At 41.4% G+C, this 25088-nt stretch carries 12 protein-coding genes and 7 tRNA genes; 11 read left to right on the top strand and 8 right to left on the bottom strand.

Features of this window, described 5'->3' with window-relative positions:
• Positions 1 to 88: 88 nt before the first annotated feature.
• Positions 89 to 1630: a fumarate hydratase gene (locus BCU57_RS05845; RefSeq protein ID WP_102438146.1), complete on the bottom strand. Its 1542-nt coding sequence runs from the start codon at positions 1628 to 1630 to the stop codon at positions 89 to 91.
• Positions 1631 to 1787: 157 nt separating this feature from the next.
• Between BCU57_RS05845 and pabB the strand changes: the two genes are divergently transcribed.
• Entirely contained in the window at positions 1788 to 3203 is a 1416-nt protein-coding gene (gene pabB, locus BCU57_RS05840; RefSeq protein ID WP_102438147.1) for an aminodeoxychorismate synthase component I, read from the top strand.
• 164 nt (positions 3204 to 3367) lie between these two features.
• Here the strand turns inward: pabB and BCU57_RS05835 are convergent, their stop codons facing one another.
• The 6 genes from BCU57_RS05835 to malQ form a co-directional block, all read right to left on the bottom strand.
• The gene (locus tag BCU57_RS05835; protein ID WP_347231998.1) at positions 3368 to 5062 is read right to left on the bottom strand and encodes a glycogen synthase; all 1695 of its coding nucleotides are present in this window, start codon (positions 5060 to 5062) and stop codon (positions 3368 to 3370) included.
• A gap of 145 nt (positions 5063 to 5207) precedes the next feature.
• Positions 5208 to 6470 carry a glucose-1-phosphate adenylyltransferase gene (gene glgC / locus BCU57_RS05830; protein ID WP_102438149.1) on the bottom strand — a complete coding sequence of 421 codons (1263 nt, stop codon included), beginning with the start codon at positions 6468 to 6470 and terminating at the stop codon, positions 5208 to 5210.
• Positions 6471 to 6525: 55 nt separating this feature from the next.
• The gene (locus BCU57_RS05825; RefSeq protein ID WP_102438151.1) at positions 6526 to 9039 is read right to left on the bottom strand and encodes a glycogen/starch/alpha-glucan phosphorylase; all 2514 of its coding nucleotides are present in this window, start codon (positions 9037 to 9039) and stop codon (positions 6526 to 6528) included.
• Positions 9026 to 11155: a glycogen debranching protein GlgX gene (gene glgX, locus BCU57_RS05820; protein ID WP_102438153.1), complete on the bottom strand. Its 2130-nt coding sequence runs from the start codon at positions 11153 to 11155 to the stop codon at positions 9026 to 9028. The genes BCU57_RS05825 and glgX overlap by 14 nt, the downstream gene beginning before the upstream one ends.
• Before the next feature lie 2 nt (positions 11156 to 11157).
• On the bottom strand, positions 11158 to 13395 hold the full coding sequence (gene glgB, locus BCU57_RS05815; protein WP_102438155.1) for a 1,4-alpha-glucan branching protein GlgB: 2238 nt from the start codon (positions 13393 to 13395) through the stop codon (positions 11158 to 11160).
• Between the two features lie 54 nt (positions 13396 to 13449).
• Positions 13450 to 15636 carry a 4-alpha-glucanotransferase gene (gene malQ / locus BCU57_RS05810; RefSeq protein ID WP_102438157.1) on the bottom strand — a complete coding sequence of 729 codons (2187 nt, stop codon included), beginning with the start codon at positions 15634 to 15636 and terminating at the stop codon, positions 13450 to 13452.
• A gap of 404 nt (positions 15637 to 16040) precedes the next feature.
• On the opposite strand from malQ, the gene BCU57_RS05805 reads away from it, so the two are divergent.
• Positions 16041 to 16634 (top strand): CoA pyrophosphatase, encoded by a 594-nt coding sequence (locus tag BCU57_RS05805; protein ID WP_102438159.1) that lies wholly within the window; start codon positions 16041 to 16043, stop codon positions 16632 to 16634.
• A gap of 538 nt (positions 16635 to 17172) precedes the next feature.
• A complete protein-coding gene (asnS, locus tag BCU57_RS05800; RefSeq protein ID WP_102438161.1) occupies positions 17173 to 18573 on the top strand; it encodes an asparagine--tRNA ligase in 1401 nt (466 codons plus the stop codon).
• A gap of 166 nt (positions 18574 to 18739) precedes the next feature.
• Here asnS and uvrB read toward each other — a convergent pair whose 3' ends face one another.
• The gene (gene uvrB, locus BCU57_RS05795) at positions 18740 to 20779 is read right to left on the bottom strand and encodes an excinuclease ABC subunit UvrB (protein ID WP_102438163.1); all 2040 of its coding nucleotides are present in this window, start codon (positions 20777 to 20779) and stop codon (positions 18740 to 18742) included.
• Between the two features lie 1424 nt (positions 20780 to 22203).
• Between uvrB and BCU57_RS05790 the strand changes: the two genes are divergently transcribed.
• The 8 genes from BCU57_RS05790 to BCU57_RS05755 all read left to right on the top strand — a co-directional run bounded on the left by BCU57_RS05790 (position 22204) and on the right by BCU57_RS05755 (position 24987).
• Positions 22204 to 22279: transfer RNA gene (locus tag BCU57_RS05790), tRNA-Asn, on the top strand.
• Between the two features lie 39 nt (positions 22280 to 22318).
• Positions 22319 to 22394: transfer RNA gene (locus BCU57_RS05785), tRNA-Asn, on the top strand.
• 23 nt (positions 22395 to 22417) lie between these two features.
• A tRNA-Asn gene (locus BCU57_RS05780) sits at positions 22418 to 22493 on the top strand.
• A 26-nt stretch (positions 22494 to 22519) separates the two neighbouring features.
• A tRNA-Asn gene (locus BCU57_RS05775) sits at positions 22520 to 22595 on the top strand.
• Between the two features lie 32 nt (positions 22596 to 22627).
• Positions 22628 to 22703: transfer RNA gene (locus BCU57_RS05770), tRNA-Asn, on the top strand.
• A 35-nt stretch (positions 22704 to 22738) separates the two neighbouring features.
• Positions 22739 to 22814 (top strand) — tRNA-Asn (locus tag BCU57_RS05765).
• Positions 22815 to 22832: 18 nt separating this feature from the next.
• A tRNA-Asn gene (locus tag BCU57_RS05760) sits at positions 22833 to 22908 on the top strand.
• Between the two features lie 177 nt (positions 22909 to 23085).
• Positions 23086 to 24987 (top strand): GGDEF domain-containing protein, encoded by a 1902-nt coding sequence (locus BCU57_RS05755; RefSeq protein ID WP_102437236.1) that lies wholly within the window; start codon positions 23086 to 23088, stop codon positions 24985 to 24987.
• The last annotated feature ends 101 nt before the right edge of the window (positions 24988 to 25088 follow it).

Here is a 25088-nt window from a genome sequence, read left to right as displayed (position 1 = left end):
TTTGACACAATCCAAACCTGAGCGAGATTATTTGCGCTATTTGACGAAATTAACCACAAAAACCATAACGTGAAATTAAAATTAACGCTTATTTGGTTTTGGCATTAGCAATATTAACTTTCCAAATTGCCGGACCTGTTTCATGGGCATTAACGCCTTGAGTATCCACAGCCACGGTAACCGGCATATCTTGAACATCAAATTCATAGATAGCTTCCATACCTAAGTCTTCAAAAGCCACCACACGAGATTTCTTAATCGCTTTAGATACTAAGTAAGCAGCGCCGCCGACAGCCATTAAATAAACGGCTTTGTGTTTTTTGATTGATTCAACGGTTTGTGGCCCACGTTCAGACTTACCAATCATGCCCATTAAGCCCGTTTTATCTAACATAAGATCAGTGAACTTATCCATACGGGTTGCGGTTGTTGGGCCTGCAGGGCCCACAACTTCATCGCCTACTGGATCTACAGGCCCTACGTAGTAAATAAATTTACCAGTAAAGTCGACGCCATCAGGTAAACCTTCACCTGATTCAATCAAGGTTTGAATGCGCTTATGAGCCGCATCACGACCTGTTAGCATTTTACCGTTAAGTAATAAGGTATCGCCGCTTTTCCAGGTTTCGATTTCAGCTTGAGTGACTGTGTCTAAATTAACACGATGAGTATTCTCACCTGCTTCACGGGTAATTTCAGGCCAATCAGCTAATGATGGCGGCACTAAGTCAGCAGGGCCAGTGCCATCTAAATGGAAATGCACGTGACGTGTTGCTGCGCAGTTAGGGATCATTACCACAGGTTTTGACGCTGCGTGAGTCGGCACTGATTTAATTTTAATATCAAGTACCGTGGTCAAGCCGCCTAAGCCTTGCGCGCCAATACCCGTATTATTGGCACGTTCAAAGATATCTAAACGAAGCTTCTCTTCAGTGGTTTCAGCGCCGCGCTCCATTAGCTCATGGATATCAACCGGGTCCATTAACGACTCTTTGGCAAGTACTGCGGCTTTTTCAGCTGTGCCACCAATACCTATGCCTAACATACCTGGCGGACACCAACCTGCGCCCATAGTCGGTAAGGTTTTTTCAACCCATGCAGCAATATCATCTGACGGGTTTAACATCACCATTTTAGATTTGTTTTCTGATCCGCCGCCTTTTGCTGCGATCATCACTTCAATATGATTACCTGGCACCATATCAATATGAACTACAGATGGCGTGTTATCGCGAGTGTTTTTGCGGGTACCTGCAGGATCGGCAACGATTGATGCACGTAAAGGGTTATCAGGATTCAGGTAAGCTTGGCGTACACCTTCATCTACCATTTCCTGAACCGTCATATCGGTTTTGTCCCACTGCACTGCCATACCAATTTTGACAAAACTGGTCACAATACCTGTGTCTTGGCATAAAGGACGTTTACCTTCTGCTGACATACGTGAGTTAATCAAAATCTGTGCGATGGCATCTTTTGCAGCCTCGCTTTCTTCACGATCGTAGGCCTTAGCCATTGCATCAACGAAATCTTTAGGATGGTAATACGAAATATACTGCAGAGAATCAGCAATGCTTTCAATAAAGTCAGCTTGCTTGATCACGACATTAGCAGATGAGTTTGTAGACATATAGGGGCGCTCCAGCAGCCATTGCGGCATAACTTGTTTTATTTTTATATGAATGCAATTTTAAAATTGCCTTCAATTAGCTATTAATCCTTTCAGGGACAATATGATACTCTTTCCAACGTTTTTGGGCTACATCACATTTTAAATAGGTTACAACATGCATTCTCGGGGCAAGCAATCGCTGGCAATTCAGCAACTGGATTGGAATATTAGTACGCACACCTTGTTTGAACATTTCTGCCACAAGCCTTGGGCTATGCTGTTAGATTCGGCCAACGCAGCCCATACTGATGCTAAATATGACATTATTGCTATTAGTCCAATAGCTTGTTTAACATATCAAAATAACCTCAGTAAACTCACTATTGTCGATGAAGCGTTAAGCCCGTTACTAGCGAGCTTTGATAGTCAGCAAGCTGTTTTTGATAATCTAGCTCAGCTGCAGCAAACACTTTACCCGACAAAACAGCCATGCAAGTTCCCTTTTAGCGGCGGCGCATTAGGTAGCTTTAGTTATGACTTGGGTAGAGTGATAGAAAAACTGCCAGACAGCGCTATTCAAGATATTCACTTGCCTGAAATGAGCGTGGGTTTTTATGACTTTTGCTTAATCTATTGCTATCAACAGCAATGCTGGTTTGGTTTACATTATCAAGGCCAAATTGCCCTTGATACTGCATTGAATAAAATTGAGGTCGCAACTAAAAAAATAACCAAAAACAAATCCACGCAGCCAAAATTCAAACTAACCTCCCCTTGGGAGGATCAAACTACAAGCCAGCAATACCAAGAAAAATTTAATAGGGTGCAACAATATTTGCATTCTGGCGATTGCTATCAAATAAATTTAACTCAGCGGTTTTCAGCTAACTATCATGGCAATGAGTGGCAAGCTTATTGCGCGTTATCTGCAGCCAATAAAGCCCCTTTTTCAGCCTTCTTGAGATTGGAAAATCACTGCATAATGTCAATTTCGCCAGAGCGATTTATTCAACTTTCTGGTGATAAGATTTCTACTAAGCCTATTAAGGGCACCTTGCCTCGCTCAGCAGATGCAGAAATTGATAAACAAAAAGCCCAGCAGTTACAGCACTCAGTAAAAGATCGCGCTGAAAACGTGATGATTGTGGATTTGCTGCGTAATGACATCAGTAAAGTCGCCACTGCGGGCACAGTTAATGTGCCCAAGTTATTTGATATTGAGAGCTTCCCTGCGGTGCATCATTTAGTCAGCACCATTGAAGCTACCCTCGCGGCTAATTTGTCTGCCATCGATATTATCAAGGCAGCCTTTCCGGGTGGTTCTATCACTGGCGCGCCCAAAATTAGAGCCATGCAAATTATCGAAGAATTAGAGCCATCAAGACGCAGTATTTATTGCGGCAGTATTGGTTATATCAGTCAAGATGGCACTATGGATACCAGCATTACCATTAGAACCTTGCTGACTGAAGAAGATAAGATTTATTGCTGGGCCGGTGGCGGTGTAGTGGCAGATTCTAATGCCGATGCTGAGTATCAAGAATGCTTTGATAAGGTCAGTAAGATTCTGCCTATATTAGAAAAGCTCTAAAACAAGCATATTAATTCAACCATAGTAATAGCTCTGTTAAGGGTTAAGCTGAAGCTTACGAAAGTTAACTCAGCTAAAACTTAACTAAGCTAAGGGTTGAGTTAAATCTCACAATCATCACACTGCCGCTTTACTTAACCTTTAACTTAGTAGTAAAAAGGTATTCAACTGTATAACTGCTGGCGATATTGCTTAGCCACCTGTTGCCAGCTAAAGCGTTCTTGACTGGCAGCAATCTCCATTTGACGATATTGCTCAGGTTGCTCATTACTCAAGCTTAAGGCGTTAATTAACACCTGAATAAATTGTTCCGCTTGATGAGCTAAATTATGACCTTCAAATAACCAACCGGTTTGCTGATCTTTAATGGTATCGCGTAAACCACCTACCCCATGGGCAATACACACCTGACCTTGCTTCATGGCTAATAATTGGCTGATACCACAAGGCTCAAAGCTACTTGGCATGACAAACAAATCACCTAACTGATAAAGTTCATCGGATAATTGCTGATCATAGCCATTAATAAACACAAAGTTACTGTGCCTTGACGCGACCTGTTGAAACTCTTTGGCTATGACATGATCGCCACTCCCCAGTAGCATAAACACCCCTTGGGGTTTTAATCGTTTTAACTCAATCAGCATAGCGTCTAATAGGCTTTGGCCAGTACTGTTTGCCACAACGGGATAGGGTTGACGTAACAGCAACACCTTTTGATCTGTTAACCGCCCTACTGATGTCATTAAGAAATCAATCGAGCTCGCTTGGTTGATTTGTTGCATTTGCCATTGTTGTAAACGCGCTAAAGCTATTTGATCGACACTGCGAGCAGAGTCTGTTTTACCTAACCATTTAATGACTGCATCTTGTGATTTCACTAATAGCTGATTAATCGATTTGTTAGCGGTTTTCTTATCAGGTTTTGCAGTGGTCAATTCACTTTCAGCACTATTAACATCACTATCATTAACACCACTATCATCATTCTCATAAACGCAGCCATTGAGTATACCAACAATATCGCCACGATTATGTTTATCTAACATGGATGCTTCTAAGCCTTCACCACCAAAAAAACCATTTTGATGATCGGATGCCATTAACACCTCATGAGCATAGGTCGGCGACACTAAATGTACCTTGTCACTGAGCTCAATACCCATTTTCATTGGGTTTACACAGTTAGGGTATCGTGGATCGCTTAAATGGGCTTTTTGCTCATCCGTTAAATGCTGCGTTAGCTCAGGAAACCATGCAGCAAATGATGAGACATCATCACGTATTGGTCTTATGCCCTGCAGGGCTAAATTATGAATTGAGAATACACATTGGCATTGCTTTAACATGGCATATTGTGGGTCAAATGCCCGTAACATCACCAGCATTCCGGCGTGCCAGTCATGCATATGCATCACATCAACTTCGGGGATTAAACCATCAATATAAGCTTGGGCTACCGCTAAATTAAATAAGGCAAACTTAGTGGCGTCATCAGCAAAGGGCCTATCATTACTGCCTGCACAATAAACTTGATTACCCTCGCTATTAAATAAATGATGCTCAAATAAGTATACTTGGCTGTTAAGGTTTGTATTGCCGTCAACACTGGTTCTGGGTCTTGGCATCAGCGCCACGCTGACGATTTCAATATTAGCACCAAATTTTACCGCTACAGTGCCGATGTTATTAGCATTATAAGTTTGTGCAATATAGCCATAATTAGGCATAGCCACATCCACAATAATATCTTCGCTTGCTAATGCTGGAGGCAAGTCGCGAATAACATCAGCCATACCACCGACTTTCGCGCCAGATATCGCGTCGTTCTCAGCTGCGATCATTAATACTTTTTTCACTAGTGAATACCTTTTAAATGCTATTAGGTTTTTTATTCGGTGTTACATGATGTAAAATGCTGAGCCGCCAAGTTTAACCAAAGGGTAAACCTGCAGCTCAACTAAATTGAAAAGCCGACTAAATTGAATAAGTCGACTAAATCAATTACTCATAACCCGTAGGTAAACCGAGCATTTTTCTAGTAACTAGGGTTATGCCTTTTTCTGACACCCTAAATCCACGGGCAATATCTTGGGCACGATTAAAGCCAATTTCCATACCTTCAGGAATGATACAACCGCGATCAATAATGGCATTTTGAATACGGCAATTTTTAAGTACCACTACATCAGGTAACAACACCGAGTCTTTCACTAATGAGTATGAACACACCCGCACTTCATCAAACAGCACACTACGCTTGACCTTAGCACCTGAAATAATACAACCACCAGAAACGATTGAATCTACCGCCATACCACGGCGATCATCATCATCGAAAACAAATTTAGCGGGTGGAAGTTGCTCCTGATAAGTCCAAATTGGCCATTTAGCATCATATAAATTCAGTGCTGGTGTGGGTGACAATAACTCCATATTGGCTTGAAAAAATGAATCCAAGGTGCCCACATCACGCCAGTATGCTGGCTCATCAGGTACAGCACTGGTGAACGGAAAAGCAAATATATTGGCGTGCTCGATAATAGACGGAATAATATCTTTACCAAAATCTCGGTCTGAGTTTTCGTTATTGGCATCTTTCTTTAACTGATCGAATAAAAACTTAGTGTTAAACACATAGTTGCCCATCGATGCTAAACAAAACTCTTCATTACCTGGGATAGATTTAGGCACGGCAGGTTTTTCTTCAAAGCCGACCACTCGCATATCTTCATCCACTTCCATTACCCCAAACGCATTAGCCGCTTCAGGAATGGGCGTTTCTAAACAGCACACTGTCATATCCGCGCCAGATTCCGCATGAGCGGCCAGTAAACCGGCATAATCCATGCGATAAACGTGGTCCCCAGATAACACCATCACGTATTTAGGTAACTCATGACGAATAATATCGATATTTTGAAATACCGCATCAGCAGTGCCTTCATACCAGTTGCCTGAGGTTTGCTGTGATGCTGGCAGGATTTCCACTGACTCGCCTAACTCTTTCTTAAAGTGGCCCCAACCACGGCTAACATGGCGAATTAACGAGTGAGATTTGTATTGGGTGACAACCCCAACTCGGCGGATCCCTGAGTTAATGCAGTTTGATAATGGAAAATCAATAATGCGGAACTTACCTCCGAAATATAACGCCGGTTTAGCACGCCAATCGGTTAACTCATGTAAGCGAGAGCCTCGACCACCAGCTAGAATTAATGCATAGGTATCACGGGTAAGATTACTAATATAACGAGCATTTGACATATATTAAGACTCCTAACTTTAAACTCAGCAACTTGCTGAAAATATAATGGCGTGATTATTTGGCAAACCAAATGTCGTCACGATACGCACTAATAGTGTTGTCACTAGAAAAACGTCCGCTGGATGCAGTATTTCTAATACTCATTTGAGTCCAGTGTTCTTGATTGGCATAGGCAGCAGCGACGTTTTCTTGTGCTACGCGATATGCATCAAAATCGGCGGCGATCATCCATTGATCATATGGGTCTTCAATGGCAGCAATAATGCTGTCAAAAATACCCGGTTCCACTAAATTGAAATGGCCACTTTTAAGCATCTCTAACACATGTTTGAGTGCGGGTGACTGTTGAATATATTGATGGGGGTTGTAGTGAGATTTAAGCTGACTAACCTCGTCAGCATTAAGACCAAATAAGAAGAAGTTGTCATCACCCACTTCTTCAAGCATTTCAACGTTTGCACCATCGAGGGTGCCTATAGTGAGAGCGCCATTCATCATAAATTTCATATTGCCGGTGCCCGATGCTTCTTTACCAGCAGTGGAGATTTGCTCAGATAAATCTGTGGCCGGGCAAATTTTTTCCATGGCGCTGACGTTATAGTTTGGCAAAAAAGCAAAACGTAAATATGGCGTTACCACAGGATCTGAGTTCACCATATGGGCCACATTATTGGCGAGTTTGATGATTTGCTTGGCCATGGCATAACCAGGCGCCGCTTTGCCGCCAATCAGCACACAACGGGGCTGCATCCCTTGGGTATCACCCGCCACAATGCGTTGATATAAATGAATAACATGCAATATATTCAGTAACTGGCGTTTGTATTCATGAATGCGCTTAACCTGTACGTCAAACATCATCTTAGGGTCAAACTCAACCTCACACTCAGCTGCCACTAATTTGGCTAAATCTACCTTGTTATCAAATTTGACGGTCTGCCACTGCTTCAAAAAGGCTTGGTCATCGGTAAAGGCATTAAGGGCTGTTAGCTGGGTTAAATCGGTCACCCAACTATCACCTAAACGGCGAGTAATTAGCTGTGCCAAGCGCGGATTACAATGGGCCAGCCAGCGCCTTGGCGTCACACCGTTGGTTTTATTATTGAATTTGTGTGGCCATAGCTGATAAAAATCATTAAACAAACCAGACTTTAATAATTGGGTATGCAGACCTGCGACGCCATTAACCGAAAAGCTAGCCACAATTGCAAGGTATGCCATTCTCACATGGGGTTCGTGGCCTTCTTCGATAATCGACATCGCCGCTAATTTGTCATTATCACCTGGCCAATGGTGAGCAACGGCTTCGAGGTAACGGGCATTAATTTCATAAATAATGTCCAAAATGCGTGGCAACATGTGCTTTAGCATGCGCACAGGCCAGCGCTCTAGCGCTTCTGGTAGCAAGGTGTGATTAGTGTATGCCACGCTGCTTGAGGTAATATCCCATGCTTGCTCCCAATCCAAGCCATAGGTATCCATGAGCAAACGCATTAATTCAGGTACTGAAATACTGGGGTGAGTATCATTAAGTTGCATGGCATTAAGCTCACTAAAGCGACTAAAATCGCTGCCATGAACCGCCACATAGCGCAGTAAAATGTCCTGTAAACTGGCCGAAGATAAAAAATACTGCTGCCTTAAACGCAGCTCTTTACCATTTTCACTGGCGTCATTGGGGTACAGCACCATGGTAATTTGCTCGGCCATATTTTTACGGGCCACGGCCTCGGTATAATCACCATCATTAAATTCTGCTAAATCAAAATCATCAGTGGCTTCAGCTTTCCACAGCCTTAACGTATTAATCCGATCGTTTTTATAGCCGGGTACTGGCATATCGTGTGGCACTGCGTTGACATCTTGAGTATCAATCCACACATAATGACGATGACCTTGTAGATCGACATAGGATTCAGTATGGCCAAAAAATGGCACACTAATGGTGTGATTGGCTAATCTCACTTCCCATGGATTGCCTTCTCTTAACCAGCGATCCGGTTGCTCTATTTGATATCCATCAACCACTTTTTGCTTAAACATGCCGTATTCATAGCGAATACCATAACCAACAACCGCAAGGTCTAAACTAGCGCAACTATCTAAAAAGCACGCGGCTAAGCGGCCTAAACCGCCGTTGCCTAACCCAGCATCAAGCTCGGCTTCTTGTAAGGTTTCTAAATCTACTGCGTAGCTATTTAGTGCTTCACGAGTTTGGTCAGTTAAATCTAAACTGAGTAAAGCATTACCTAAAGTGCGGCCCATTAAAAATTCCAGCGATAAATAAGCCACTTGTTTTTGCTGATATTGGTTATCCTTTAAGCGTGTTTCTCGCCATTGCTGCAGTAAATTGGCTTTAACCGCTGACGCTAACGCCCCATACATATCATTGGTGGCATTTTCATCACGGCTTAACACCCCTTGAAGCTGTCGCTTAAAGGTCGCATCTAAACTGTCACAAGGATCGCAATCTAGATGGTCATTACTTTTTGGTTCACTTTTGAGTGTCGATTTAGCCGCTTTAGTGGCCGGTTTTTTCTCGCGGGTTTTCCTTTTAGTGACTGTCATCGATTAATTCCTTATCTTGAACTAGTTGAAAATTGGCATGAAATAACATCAGGCTTCGACTTTGGAGTACTGCCTTACTTTCTTTAATCAATTCACTTTGCGCTAAATTGTCGTTATTAAGGTTTTGGGTTGACAGCAAGCATTGCCAAGGGCCGTAACAATTTAAACTCGGTAAGGTAAATGATTGATTTTCAACATCAGCATTGAGTACCAGTAATAGTGCGTGGGGTTGTTGCGCCAATTCACCGGAAGTTATCACCACCGCCAAACTGCGACAGCTTTGTTCACTCCATTGGCGTTTGGACATAGGTTCGCCATCACGCCCATACCAAACAAAGCCACTATCACGTTTATTATCAGGTACATGAATAAAGTCTTTATGACATAAAATCGGGAAGCGCTGACGTAAGTTAATTAATTGCGAGGTAAATTCAACTAATGACCAATCAATAGTTTGCCAGTCTATCCAGCTAATCTTATTGTCTTGGCAATAAGCATTGTTATTGCCTTGCTGACTGTGACCCATCTCGTCACCACACAAGATCATGGGTACCCCTTGAGACAGCAATAGCGTGGCAAGAAAGTTTCGTTGCTGACGTTGACGAGTTTGGTTAATCACAACTTTGCTGGTTTCGCCTTCTTCGCCGTAATTGGCACTAAGGTTTTCATGATGGCCGTCACGGTTTCCTTCACCATTGGCCAAGTTATGCCGTTGGTTAAAACTGACTAAGTCTTTTAAGGTGTAACCATCATGACTGGTAATGAAATTGATACTCGCCGATGGACTGCGACCATGGTGTTCAAAAAAATCATCTGAACCATGAAAGCGTCTGGCAAATTCAGGTAGCATGCCATGATCGCCGCGCCAAAAACGGCGCATAGTATCTCGGTAGCGATCGTTCCATTCACTAAAGGCAATAGGATAATTACCCAGCTGATAACCCCCAGGGCCAATATCCCAAGGCTCTGCAATCAGTTTCACCTGACACAGCACGGGATCTTGCGCTAAGGCATCAAAAAAACCGCATCCTGGATCAAAACCATAGGTTTCACGGCCTAAGCAACTGGCTAAATCAAATCTAAAACCATCGACTCCCATGACTTCAACCCAATATCGCAATGAGTCCATAATCAATTGCAACACTTGCGGATGGTTGGAATTAAAGGTGTTACCACAACCGGTATCATTGATATACAAACGCTGTTCGTTAGACACCAATCGATAATAGTTGGCGTTGTCGATGCCGCGAAAGCTTAAGGTGGGCCCCAAACGACTGCCTTCTGCGGTATGGTTATAAACCACATCTAAGATCACTTCGATACCCGCATCGTGCAGGCTATCAACCATGTCTCGAAACTCAGTAATACTCTCGCCACTCATATAAGCTGCGTTGGGTGCAAAAAATCCAATGCTGTTGTAGCCCCAGTAATTACTGAGGTTCTTTTCGATTAAAAATGGCTCATTGAAAAAGCTTTGCACTGGCAGTAGTTCAACACAGTTAACCCCTAACTGGGTTAAATATTGGATACTGCTGGGGGCTGCAAGGCCAGCATAAGTGCCTTTAATATCATCATTTACTTCAGGATTTAACACACTAAAACCTTTCACATGGGTTTCATAAATGATGGTTTGCTCTAAAGGAATATTAAGCCTTTTAACCGGTCTGTTTCTTAGTGCTCTGTCATCTACTACACAGCATTTGGGCATGTATTTGGCGTTATCTTTGCTGCAAAAAGATAAATCAGAATCAGGGCTATCAATTTGATAGCCATAAGTTGCATCGTTAGCTTCAAGTTCACCAAACAGCTGCTTGGCGTAAGGGTCTAGCAATAGTTTATGATGATTAAAGCGGTGCCCAAGTAAGGGTTGATAGGGTCCATAAACCCGATAACCATATAAGGTACCCGCTTTCGCTTGTGGCAAGTAACCATGCCAAATTTGTCTGGTTTTTTGGGTTAACGGAAATTGTTGTTCGTTAAGCCCAAACTCGTCAAAAAGACATAGCACCACTTGGGTGGCGTTAGCTGAAAATAGCGCAAAGTTCACGCCATTATCATCAACGCTGGCGCCCAAGGGGTAAGGCTTTCCTGTAAGCAAAGGGTTAACCGATTCCATAGTTAATCCTCTTCAGATTCTAAACTGGTGCGGGCGACCTTAACACTGAGCACAATCGTCGCCAATGGCGGTACAGTCACCAGACCACTGCGTGCCATCCCTTGCCAGTCAACATCGGTATTAATAATGGTGTCATTGCTTACCGCGCTACCGCCATAACACGGGCTATCACTATTGAGCACTTCGATATAATCATTTTCAGAAGGTAAACCGACCCTAAAGTCGTAATGCACTTGCGGGGTCATATTGACCACAAATATTAAATGCTGCCCACTGTCTTTGGCATAGCGAATAAAACTAAAGATACTGGCATCACCATTATCACAATCCAGCCATTGAAAACCTGATGGCTGATGGTCCAGTTCATATAAGGCTGGGCTTTCACTGTATAAGCTATTGAGATCTCTAACCCAATCTTGCATGCCTTGGTGCGGCGCGTATTGCAGTAAATGCCAATCTAGGCTTTGGTTATGATTCCACTCATCACGTTGGGCAAACTCTGTGCCCATAAACAGCAGTTTTTTACCTGGATGGCCCCACATAAAGCCTAAAAAGCTTCTTAAGGTGGCAAACTTTTGCCAATCATCACCGGGAATTTTATGCAGTAACGAGCCTTTACCGTGCACCACTTCATCGTGACTTAAGGACAAAATAAATTGCTCGGTATAGGCATACACTAAGCTAAAGGTCATTTCATGGTGGTGGTGTTTACGGTAAATGGGATCGCGACTAAGGTAACTCAAGCAGTCATTCATCCAGCCCATATTCCACTTAAAGCCAAAGCCTAAGCCACCATTTTCAGTGGTGTCAGTCACTCCGCCCCAAGCGGTTGATTCTTCTGCCACCATAGTGACACCTGGGTAGGCGGCATAGATTCGCTCATTGAGCAATTTCAAAAATTCAATGGCTTGAATGTTTTCGCGTCCGCCATACTCATTAGGCAGCCATTGACCAGATTCTCGGCTGTAATCGAGATATAGCATGGAAGACACGGCATCTAGCCTTAGCCCATCGAAGTGAAACTCTTCAAGCCAATAACAGGCATTACTGAGTAAAAAGCTTTGTACTTCGCCGCGGCCGTAATTAAATATTAAAGTGTCCCAGTCAGGATGCTCCCCTTGACGTGGATCTTGATGTTCATACAAACAACTGCCGTCAAACTTAGCCAGTCCATGAGGGTCTTTAGGGAAATGAGCCGGCACCCAATCTAATAAAACCCCAATATCATGTTGATGACATTCATCTATAAAGGCTTTTAAGCCAACGGGATCACCAAAGCGGTAAGTTGCTGCATATAAACCAACAGGTTGATAACCCCAAGAGCCATCAAATGGGTATTCACTGATTGGCATCAGTTGCAGGTGGGTAAAGCCCATTTCTTTAAGATATGGAATCAATTCATCAGCTAAGTCTTGATAACTGAGGTAACTATCGCCCCACTCACCTTTACGCTTCCATGAAGCGAGATGAACTTCATAAACAGACATAGGCAATTGATGTAGTTGCTGTTTTTTGCGCTGCTTAAGCCATTTTTTGTCTTGCCATTTATAATCAGTTTTGTGTGGAACAACCGATGAATTACCCGGCGCTGCTTGCATTTGAATCGCATAAGGGTCGGCTTTTTCAGTTAAAGCGCCATCTTGTGTAGTGACACTAAATTTATAAAATTGGCCTGCATCAGCATTGGGAATAAATATTTCCCAAATGCCATTACTAGGATGAAAGCGCATGATATGGGCTCTGCCATCCCAATGATTAAAATCACCTACTACGGCAACTTTTTGAGCATTCGGCGCCCAGACACAAAAATGAACACCTTCTACACCTGCGATAGTCTTCCAGTTCGCACCTAGAAATTGGTAGCTTTTTTGCTGCTTTCCTTCAGCAAATAAGTAGATGTCATCATCATCCAGCAAGCTGCCAAACTGGTAGGGATCGATTATGGTTTCAATACTCATTGGATAAGTCACTTTTAAGCTATATAAAAATGGCTTAACCCGTCGTCCCATAGTGCCAGCAAATAAACCCTGCTCATCAACTTGGGTTAATGAAGCGACTTTTTTACCATCTTTTAGACTGATCACTTCAACTTCTATTGCACCTTTGACGAAGCATCTAACGATCAAAGATTTGCCATTGTCGGCTTTATGCATACCCAGTAATGAAAATACATCAGTAAAATTACCACTCAGTAATGCGGTATCGGTTCCATGATTAAAGTAAGGGGCATTATTAGTCATTTTGCATTGCTCCATAAATGTTTGAATTAATGATTACGCTGTTCGTTATTCGCATTAGCCGTAAACAGCCCATTCAGGCTTGCCGCTGTCATCTATATATTTGCTACGTCTGGTTTTATTGATGGCATCGAGCCTGTTATTGACTGTTGAATCTGCTGAAATTTGTTCTAAAGTGCGACTTAAGCGTCGACACCAATTGGGGTATTGTTTCCAAGTACCGGGAATGTTTATCGGTTTGACTTCATCGATCAGATCGTCAATTTGAATGCTATATAGGGCTGAATTACCCGATGCCGATAACTGGAGCCAAGCAAGCATTAATTGCTCAAAATCAACTTCACCCATCACAATATTGGCTTTGATAAGATGATGCTGACTAAGTAAATCCAGTAGTTGTTGTTTCTCTATCAGCCTTAGCGATTTCGCCTCATCAAGTTGTTGCTCGTTGTCATACAGATTTAACTGATGCCGTAATTCAATATCTGCCGCAGTCCACCACGCCGTTAATGTCGGCACATCATGGTTTGCTAGCATCATCAAACTGTGAGACTTATAAAAGGCGGGGTTCATAAAGCCGTCATGATGTTTAGCAAAGTAAAATAGTTCGTTTGAAAATATTTTTGCTTTAGCTAGGTTGGCGACAATTTCTGGCGGCACTATGCCAAGGTCTTCGCCAATTAACACACATTGGGCTCGCTGACTTTCTAGGCACAAAATGGCTAATAAAGTATCCAATGGGTAATACACATATGCCCCATTGCCTAAACCTTCCTGCTTAGGCCACCACCATAAGCGTAATAAGCCCATGACATGATCGATTCGTAAACCGCCACAAGACACCATATTCGAGCGGATCAAATCAATGAAATGCTCAAATTTATGCTGGGCTAATTTGATAGGGTCAAAAGGCGTTAAACCCCAGTTTTGCCCTTGAGGGGCAAAAGGATCTGGCGGTGCACCAATATTGGCATTGGTACAAAAATTATCGATATTTGCACAGACTTCAGCCCCCGTAGGCGAGGCACCGACTGCCATATCACGAATTAGCCCTAAGGACATGCCTGCAGTTTTGGCTTTTGCCTGACACTGAAGTAATTGCTCATAAGCGATAAATTGTAAATAACACAGAAATTCTGCATCTGTAAAACACGAATTTCGCTGTTGCTGGTGGGTGACATATTGGCTTAAACCTTCACCCTGCTGTTGCTTAAAACAGGCAAAGTCTAGATAGCGTTTACTGTGGTTGTTTTTATGCTCTTTAATAAACGCGTTAAACAGCATTTGATAAATAGAAAATTTAGTTTCATGTATCTCGCAGTAATCAAGCAATCTAGACTGAGCTAATTGATATTGTTTATTTCGCCAAAGCTTAGAAGTTATAACCCCTTCAATGGCAGCGTATTCAGCCACTGACTCGATGTGAATGTATAACGGATTAAGTCGACGTCTATCTGATGGGCTATAAGGGCTGGCACTTTCTGGTAAATCCAGAGCGTGTAATGGGTTTAGTAAAATAAAATCTGCGCCTTTGGCAGCAGCTAACTCGATGAGCTTTTGTAAATCATTAAAGTCACCAATCCCCCACTGGCTTTGGCTAGTAAGGCTATAAAGTTGGGTGCTAAGCCCCCATTTGGCTGTTTTACTGTCAGCATGAACATAGGCGCTGCGCGGCGCAATCATTAATTGACCGGTATATGTTTCACTGGAGCTTGCAGATTCAACAGTGGCACTGATACCGTGGTAACCAAGGCCTAGCGGGGCATTAATGTCATCATTTAATTGATACTGATATTTAAGATAACTGATACCATCAATGCCATAATCACCCACAACCCGCATTTGGCCGAGGCTGATTGGAAAATGAAATTTATCACCATGTTCAATTTCAATCTCAACTTTTATGCTGCCAGTAAAATGCTCAGGTAAATGAAACTCAACAATAGGGTCATCCACATAGCTCCATTGAAACCCATGCAGAGGCTGTAACCATGGCGCGGCATCTAATTCAAAAATCCGTTGCTGAATAAATTCATCGCTTAAAGTCGAGCTAACAAAAGAACGATTAGCAGCAATATCATTTAGCGTGTCACTCGTTGATGCACCTTTAGTTGATGCATCATTAACACACATGGATTGTAAAATTCCATTTCTATCTAGAGGCTGGATCTGTACATTGTTGCCAAAGCAATCTATAAACTCAGCGCCTACGCCTTGCAAATACAGTAACTTCCCTAGTCCCATATTTGTCGCCCTCGCGAATGTCTTAACTGATTAATAACCCAGCAGTTACCATGCCAGCACAACATCACAGTTTAACGACAGTTTAATTTCAATCAGGTTACAGAATAAAAAGATTAAATTTCAAGATCTTAAAACCAACTGATTGTAAATTAAATTTACAAACTTGTTTAAAACGAAATTAAAAGCGTAATTAAAAACAATCACTTTGGTGCATTAACGCACAGCAAACGTGCAAAAAAACCAAACCCAATTTTACTGCAGGGCCTAAAAAGTAAAATAACAGCCATAAAACTTTGCTTATAAACAGCTTAAAACCGTCAAACTTACGGTTATTGTGCTAATTTAAAGGGAAGACTTGCGCCATTTTATTTTTATAAAACCAATATGATTATCTGGGACGTTTGATGAATACTACGCAGTTCAATATTCACTTTTCATTGCAAACATTAACAAACCATATTGTTTCCCCACCAAAAGAGCTTCGCTCTAGAAAAGCCGCGGTATTAGTGCCTTTACTCGAAGTAGATGGCGAGCTTCAACTGTTGCTAACCAAAAGAGCATTACATTTACGCGCCCACCCAGGTCAATTTAGTTTCCCTGGCGGTAAAGTAGATAAACAAGATAGCAGTATGATTTTTACTGCCCTTAGAGAGGCTGAAGAAGAGATTGCCTTATTACCTGAAAATGTTGATGTGATCGGTACATTTCCGCCCCATACAACCTTTACCGGATTTGAAATAACCCCAGTTATCGGCATTGTTAAACAACCTTTTGAGATAGCGCTAGATCCAGGAGAAGTCGCCGAGGCTTTTTGGGTGCCACTTAAACACTTTTTAAACCCTAAAAATCGACACAGTATTCAGTATCAACGTCATGGCAGCTTTTATGATGTCCATTATATGCCCTATCAAGGTAAATTCATTTGGGGAGTAACAGCGGCAATCATTAATTTACTCTGTTGTCATTTAAACAATTCAGCTAACGTTTTTAATGGTTAATAAAAGAAACTTAAGTTTAGTTTCCCTACAAACGAGATGATACCAACCATTCAAATAAGCTAGCGAATTACAAACCCGCTACCTGTGACATATTCAAGTGTTACAGTTAAAGCAGGCTCTCAGAATAATCGGTTCTCAATCCTTTTGAGCTCGCTATATTGGAACTAGCTATAATTTTAATCGCTATAACAGCGGCTTCTATTAGCATAAGTCTCACTAAAATCCCCAAATTGGAAAACGGCTAAGCGCCAGCCACTGATAGCAGCCTAAGTAAGACTTGTATTAGCCTTGGTCATCTACATATCACCGCTAGTTAAGTTTGGCAGGTTTTAAATACATCACTTTGTCATACGCTTATAACTGAATTTTCAGATAAAAAAGTAATATTGCCGCAATATTTTTAAGCAGATTCTGCTGGGTTTGTTAAAACTTGTGAAAATATCTGCCTGCAAGCGGCTTTTACCCTTGTGAAAAGCCCATTTCAAGGTAATATAAAGCCCCTATTTATATCATTGATTCATTGGAGAACTAAGCAACAATGAGCATTACATCTGTCGCTTCTGTATTTAAAGGTGACTTTGCGATCGGTTCGCAAGTTACGGTACGTGGTTGGGTTCGCTCACGCCGCGATTCTAAAGCTGGTATTTCATTTCTAGCCGTTTATGACGGTTCATGTTTTGATCCTATTCAAGGTGTTGTACCGAATAATTTAGAAAATTATACCAATGAAGTGCTAAAGCTTACTGCTGGTTGCTCTGTGATCATGACTGGTGAAGTTGTTGAATCTCCGGGTAAAGGCCAAGCATTTGAAATGCAAGTAACCAAGGTTGAAGTTGCAGGTTTAGTTGAAGACCCTGATACTTACCCTATGGCTGCTAAGCGTCACTCAATTGAGCATTTACGCGAATTAGCTCATCTTCGCCCACGCACTAACATTATTGGCGCAGTGGCCCGTGTTCGTAACTGTTTATCTCAAGCTATCCATCGCTTTTACAATGAACAAGGTTATATCTGGGTTTCTACACCACTTATCACTGCTTCTGATACTGAAGGCGCGGGTGAAATGTTCCGCGTTTCGACGTTAGATTTAGAAAATCTACCCCGTAACGATCAAGGCACAGTTGATTACAGCGAAGACTTTTTCGGTAAAGAATCATTCTTAACCGTATCAGGTCAGTTAAATGCTGAAACTTACGCTTGTGCATTATCAAAAGTGTATACCTTTGGCCCGACTTTCCGCGCTGAAAACTCAAATACTAGCCGTCATTTAGCTGAATTTTGGATGGTTGAACCTGAAGTGGCTTTTGCTGATTTAGATGATGCGGCCAAACTTGCTGAAGACATGCTGAAATTCTGTTTCAGAGCCGTTCTTGAAGAACGTCGTGATGATTTAGAATTCTTTGCTCAACGAGTAGAGAAAACTGCCATTGAGCGTTTAGAAGCATTCGTGACCAGTGACTTCGCCCAAATCGATTACACTGATGCCATTGAGATTCTTAAAGCTTGTGATAAGAAGTTTGAGTTTGATGTTGAATGGGGTATCGACTTACATTCAGAGCATGAACGCTACCTTGCTGAAGAGCATTTTAAAGCGCCTGTTGTTGTTAAAAACTACCCTAAAGACATCAAAGCATTCTACATGCGTCTTAATGATGACGGTAAAACTGTAGCAGCAATGGACGTATTAGCACCAGGTATTGGTGAAATTATTGGCGGCGCACAACGTGAAGAACGTTTAGACGTTCTTGATGCTCGTCTTGCTGAGATGAACTTAGACCAAGAAGATTACTGGTGGTACCGTGATCTACGTCGTTATGGCACTGTGCCACACGCAGGTTTTGGTTTAGGCTTTGAGCGTCTAGTATCTTATGTTACTGGCGTAAGCAATATCCGAGACGTGATCCCATTCCCACGTTCACCTAAGTCAGCCAACTTCTAAATCTAACTGGCTCACTCAATAAAAACGCGCTTAATTAGCGCGTTTTTTTATGGCTTAAATATGGCAAAATACCTTTGAATTTCATTCAATAAAAAAGCTCTCAGCAAAGTAATTATCACTTTAAGCCATTACTTAATAGGTTTTTTAAGAACTGATATTTTAATCGTTAACTGTTAATAATGATTTTATCTCGCAATTGTTTTACTTCATCTCTTAAGGCTGCAGCTTGTTCAAATTCAAGGTCTCGCGCATGTTGATGCATCTGCTTTTCAAGTACATCAATCTGCTTGGCTAACTCTGCAACACTTAGCACCTTAGTGTTTTTATCGCCATATTCAGGCGATTTCTCTGCAACTTTACCGAAGGCGGTATATTGATGTTTACTGTTACCACGGTGAGGATCGCCTAAGTCCATCACATCGGTGATTTTCTTAACTACCCCTTTAGGTACTTGGCCTAATTTCAGGTTATGCTCATGTTGTTTGGTGCGGCGACGTTCGGTTTCTTCCATGGCTTTTGCCATAGAGTTGGTAATTTTGTCAGCATATAAGATCACTTTACCGTTAACATTACGTGCAGCGCGGCCAATGGTTTGGATTAAAGAGCGCTCAGAGCGCAAAAAGCCTTCTTTGTCAGCATCAAGAATACACACTAAAGACACCTCAGGCATATCGAGTCCTTCACGAAGTAAGTTAATCCCCACCAATACATCGAAAACGCCAAGCCTTAAGTCACGAATAACTTCGACTCGCTCAACGGTATCGATGTCTGAATGTAAATAGCGTACTTTCACCCCATGTTCATCGAGGTATTCTGTAAGATCTTCTGACATCCGTTTGGTTAAGGTTGTGACTAAAACCCTTTCATTGGCCGCGACACGCTTTGGAATTTCAGATAACAAATCATCTACTTGTATCGCCACTGGGCGCACTTCTAATTCAGGGTCTAATAAACCTGTCGGCCTAACCACCTGCTCTGCAATTTCGCCATCACTTTGTTCAAACTCATAATCACTGGGCGTGGCAGAGACAAAAATGGTTTGAGGCATTAATTGCTCAAACTCTTCAAACTTAAGCGGCCGGTTATCTAACGCTGACGGTAGTCTAAAGCCATATTCAACTAGGGTTGTTTTACGACTTCTATCACCTTTATACATAGCGCCAATTTGTGGCACAGTAACGTGTGATTCATCGATAATCAGCAGGCCATTTGCTGGTAGATAATCTAATAAGGTAGGCGGCCCATCGCCTTCTGTACGACCTGATAGATAGCGTGAATAGTTTTCAATACCAGAGCAATAACCCAGTTCGACCATCATTTCAATATCGTATTGCACCCGTTCGGAGATCCGCTGCGCTTCTATTAGCTTATTGTTATCCAAAAGCTCCTGACGGCGTTCTCTTAACTCTTCCTTAATATGTTCCGTTGCTTCGATAATCGTTTCACGAGGAGTGACATAGTGACTTTTAGGATAGACTGTGGTTCTTGCTAAGCGCTTAGTAACCTGCCCTGTTAATGGATCAAATTCACTGAGCTGCTCAATTTCATCATCAAATAATTCAATTCGTATTGCATCACGCTCTGATTCAGCAGGAAAGACATCAATCACTTCACCGCGAACCCTGAAAGTACCACGCTGTAAATCAATATCATTGCGAGTGTATTGCAATTCACCTAAGCGGGTAATGATGTCTCTTTGTCCCATCAGATCACCCTGACGAAGATGCAATAGCATTTTCATATAAAGTTCGGGGTCACCTAAACCATAAATTGCCGACACTGAGGCTATCAGCACCACGTCTTTGCGTTCTAATAAGGCTTTGGTTGCAGAGAGCCGCATTTGTTCAATATGCGCATTGACCGAGGCATCTTTTTCAATAAAGGTATTTGACGCCGGAACATAGGCTTCTGGCTGATAATAATCATAATAAGAAACAAAATACTCTACGGCATTATTAGGAAAAAACTCTTTCATTTCGCCGTATAACTGCGCTGCAAGGGTTTTGTTTGGCGCCATGATAATCGTTGGGCGTCCTAAGGTTTGAATAATATTAGCTACCGTAAAGGTTTTACCAGAGCCCGTAACCCCTAATAAGGTCTGCTTAGCCACGCCTGCATCTAAGCCATCAACTAATTGCTTGATTGCCGTGGGCTGATCACCAGCAGGTGTATAGTCTGATACAAGATTAAAAACCGATTCTGACACTAGGATATATCCTTCTTTGTTGAAGGTGCATTTTATACTGAAGCCATCCATCTTTGCGAATGAGATTTATAGAAAACAACACTTAGCAGTAATTTATTACATTTCAAGCTTAGAAATATGAAATATTGCTACAAACGGAGTTTTAGGCTGCATTAGGTGAACAAAGTGCCTAAATCCCTTCATGAATGCACCATTTAATACACAACATTAACTTAAGCTTGTTTACATTAAGGCTCGCTAAACAACATTCATCAGAATAAAAGCATTGCATTTCTTATCACTCTGAAATTAAACAGAATTTTATTCATGCTGAATATTGGTAGATTTTAAGTCACTACCAATGTTTATAAGGGCTTGAGGGCATATTTCAAGAGTAACACACAGGCTTATCCACAGATTTAGTGGATAAGTCACTCTAACCCAATACTGATGGGCTATTGCAATAGGTGCGGTTTAATAAAATCGTAAAAAAACTATCATGAAATAAAATTACATTTGAAAGTTAGACTTACGAACTAGAAAAAATTTACATAACAATTGCACTGTTTCGATTATTAGGTTTTAGCAAATTAAATAGCATGTGATTAACATCAAGCATTTAGCTTAAAATACCTGCTTGAGTCTATATCCTGACTTACTTTAATTAAGACGTTAGCTCAGTACACTCAAGCTGCATATCACCCATTACTACTAGTATACTTACTCCATTTTTAACTATTCTGCCAAGAGTGAAACAAACTGCTGCGCAACCTTTATTGGTATTCCCTATTCGGTGTTGTTAAGAATGGTGAATAAGCGCTGATACCTGCGTTGTGACATAAGCAAAGCTTCAATCAATTTTAAATCCAATTAATAGCGTTACGAATAGCGCTAGCTGATGGATCAATTTGATGGCAGTTATGACTAGAGATATCAAGCCAGCAAACGCTATAACTCAAGTCGCCCTATAAATGTACAGCGAGCATCTTATATTAGCCGCTTGACCAAGCAGTGGGATACGTCTTTATTTTACTCAGCTTGCTTGAACTTAGCTTATATAGAAGCGTTTAACTGTCCTTTAGTTGCGACAAGTGGTAATGACCATAAAGCTTAAATTGACCAGGCAGGCTTATTTGCAGATTCACTTGAGCACTAAAAAGTAATCTAAAAGTGACATTAGGCGTATTGAACATTTAAATCAGCTTGTTTTAGCGCCGATATGAAAATATAAGCTTTAGAAATACCAAGCATTTATTTCTAAAAGCTGTTTTAATCAAAAAATAAGTTAACTAAAAAACACCCATAACGGCCATTTATAAGCCTCAATGTGTATTAGGTGAGCAGTTAACATCAATTTTTCACTTTTTTTTATATCTCGAGTTGACGGATTGATCAGGGCGTTTTACTATGCGCTCCGTTCTCAGCAATACATTGCTAAAGACGATTCCCCTGTAGTTCAGTTGGTAGAACGGCGGACTGTTAATCCGTATGTCACTGGTTCGAGTCCAGTCCGGGGAGCCAATTTAGTTTAGTTAGTTGAAAATAAAGATAAAATGCAATTCCCCTGTAGTTCAGTTGGTAGAACGGCGGACTGTTAATCCGTATGTCACTGGTTCGAGTCCAGTCCGGGGAGCCAATTTTATCTTAGTTTTAATCGATTCCCCTGTAGTTCAGTTGGTAGAACGGCGGACTGTTAATCCGTATGTCACTGGTTCGAGTCCAGTCCGGGGAGCCAATTAAAACAAATTTTGAAGCATCGATTCCCCTGTAGTTCAGTTGGTAGAACGGCGGACTGTTAATCCGTATGTCACTGGTTCAAGTCCAGTCTGGGGAGCCACTTCAAAATAGTGTAAAAATTAAAGTATCGATTCCCCTGTAGTTCAGTTGGTAGAACGGCGGACTGTTAATCCGTATGTCACTGGTTCGAGTCCAGTCTGGGGAGCCACTTTAATAGTATGTTTGTAAAAATGAAGTATCAATTCCCCTGTAGTTCAGTTGGTAGAACGGCGGACTGTTAATCCGTATGTCACTGGTTCGAGTCCAGTCCGGGGAGCCACTTCAATAAATCTTCAATTCCCCTGTAGTTCAGTTGGTAGAACGGCGGACTGTTAATCCGTATGTCACTGGTTCGAGTCCAGTCCGGGGAGCCAAGATTTACCTCTAGCATATCATCATGTTATATCTCACGTTTTTAGTTTAAAATCCTCTCCTTTTATGTCTTTTTCTATTACAATTTAATACAGTTATATTTCTTTTTTAAGTTTATAATACCTTGAGTACATTATTCTCATTAAACTCAAGCATTTAAGACAGGAAACGGATCATTCATGGGCTTATCAAAATCTTTCCAGTTAGTACTTTTTGTTATTTTTGGTCTGTTATTATTTCGTATTTATGACCTTGAAAATAAAGAAATGCAACGCCAAGGCCATATTGCAATTGAAAATTACAAGCACCAAATCAATTCAATTACAGAATGGAATAGTGATGGACAGGCACTCTTTCAGCAATTAAGCGAAAATTTTAGCTTCCAATTTTTCCAATACATCCACAGTACTGACAGTGATAATAACTTTACCTATGGAACGTTAGCTAAAACTGACGCCGACTTTGAAGATAAAATTTTTTCTATCGAATTAGGTCATATTAATACGTTTGCTGACGCTCGCCTGCAAGTCCGGTTAAACACGAGTTCAGTTATCACCACAAGCTTTGTTAACCTTGAAAAAGCAGCGAGTCTGACCATTTTAGCGTATTTAGTTATTATGCTGAGTTTTGCGCTGTTAATGCATGTGCACCGCAGAGGGATAAAGTATGCATCTGATTACATCAGTAATATTTCTAGTCTGTCATTTCAAGCTGTAGAAACCTCAAGATTAAAAGGCTCGCTTAAACCCATAGGTATTGCTCTTGAAAAGAGCCGAGGCGAATTAAAAGCCAGCATCGACAGTTTTCATAACAAAAATGATACCCTTACCAAAGCCGCTTATCAGGATGCTGTCACCGGCTTTTCAACCCGAAGACGCTTTGACGATCAAATAAAATCTATTTCGAAATCAGATAAGCAGCAATTTGGCGTGCTTTGTATTGTTAAAGCTGCTGAACTTGCCAGTATAAACCAGTTGCAAGGACGTGAAGCTGGCGATGATTATTTAAATAAAATTGCGACTTGCATCAGAACAGCTGGCTCTAAGATGGGAGTCAATGAATTTTACCGGGTATCAAGCAGTGATTTTGCATTATTTATTCATGGTATTACGACAAAAGAGTCTGAGCGATTTTTAGATAACCTAAAAAGAAGCTTTGATGAATATGCCCAAACCATTGAACCCGATAATATTGCCAATGCCGGTTTAGTCCCTTTTGAAAACCAGTTTGACCCTCACGCGCTATTGGTGTTCGCGGATACCGCAGTCAGCATCGCGCAAACATCTGGCCTTAACAGATACCATATTCTTGAAAAATTCAATGGTAACGAACAATTAGGCGATAACCACTGGAAAGTAACCATCAATGACCTCATTAACCGCAAAGGGGTTAAGTTTTTTCAACAACCAATCTTACCTTGTAATAATCAAGTCGATGTTTATCGTGAGTTATTTGCCCGTTTCTTTAATAATGAAGGCTCCAATTTACCCACAGCCAGTGTGGTCGCAATGGCTGAACGTCATCGATTAAATATCGATTTGGATAAAATGCTCATCGTTCATTGCATACAATTACTCAGCACCAATCCAAGCCTTAAGGGTAATTTTGGCGTCAATATTAGTGCCTCATCTGCTACCCATGAAGTCTTTGTGTCTTGGTTAACAGATATTTTATCTAGCCACCGCAGTGTTGCTGCAAGATTAATCTTTGAAGTCAATGAATCAGGTATGCAGAAGAACTTAAATGCAAGCCAACGCTTCGTTAATGAGATGCACAAAGTTGGCGTTAAGGTTGCCATTCAACAATTTGGATTAGGTTTTTCATCTTTCAAATTCTTTAGGGAAGTAAAACCCGATTTTATCAAGCTTGACAGCAGTTATAGCGATAAGATTGATCAAAACAACAACAATAAATTCTTCATAAGAATGATTGTTGATATCTCCAAAAGAATTGGCATAAAAGTGGTCGCTACAGGCGTAGAAAAGCAAGAAGAGAAACTAACACTTGAAAAATTACTCGTTGATGGCTTACAAGGTTATTACATTGCCAGACCAGAAATTATCGCGAAAACAGATAAATAAATAACCAATGTAAGACCTTTATTCAAAAAAAGGGTTATTATTTACATAACCCTTTTTTTTATCCGTTGTTAAACCAGCCTAAACCTTAGATAATACTGCTA

It is taken from the genome of Shewanella sp. 10N.286.48.B5 (assembly GCF_002874355.2).
In the GTDB taxonomy this organism is placed as follows: Bacteria; Pseudomonadota; Gammaproteobacteria; order Enterobacterales; family Shewanellaceae; genus Shewanella.
The sequence above is the reverse complement of the archived record's forward strand: the minus strand, read 5'-3'. Positions and strand labels throughout refer to the sequence as shown.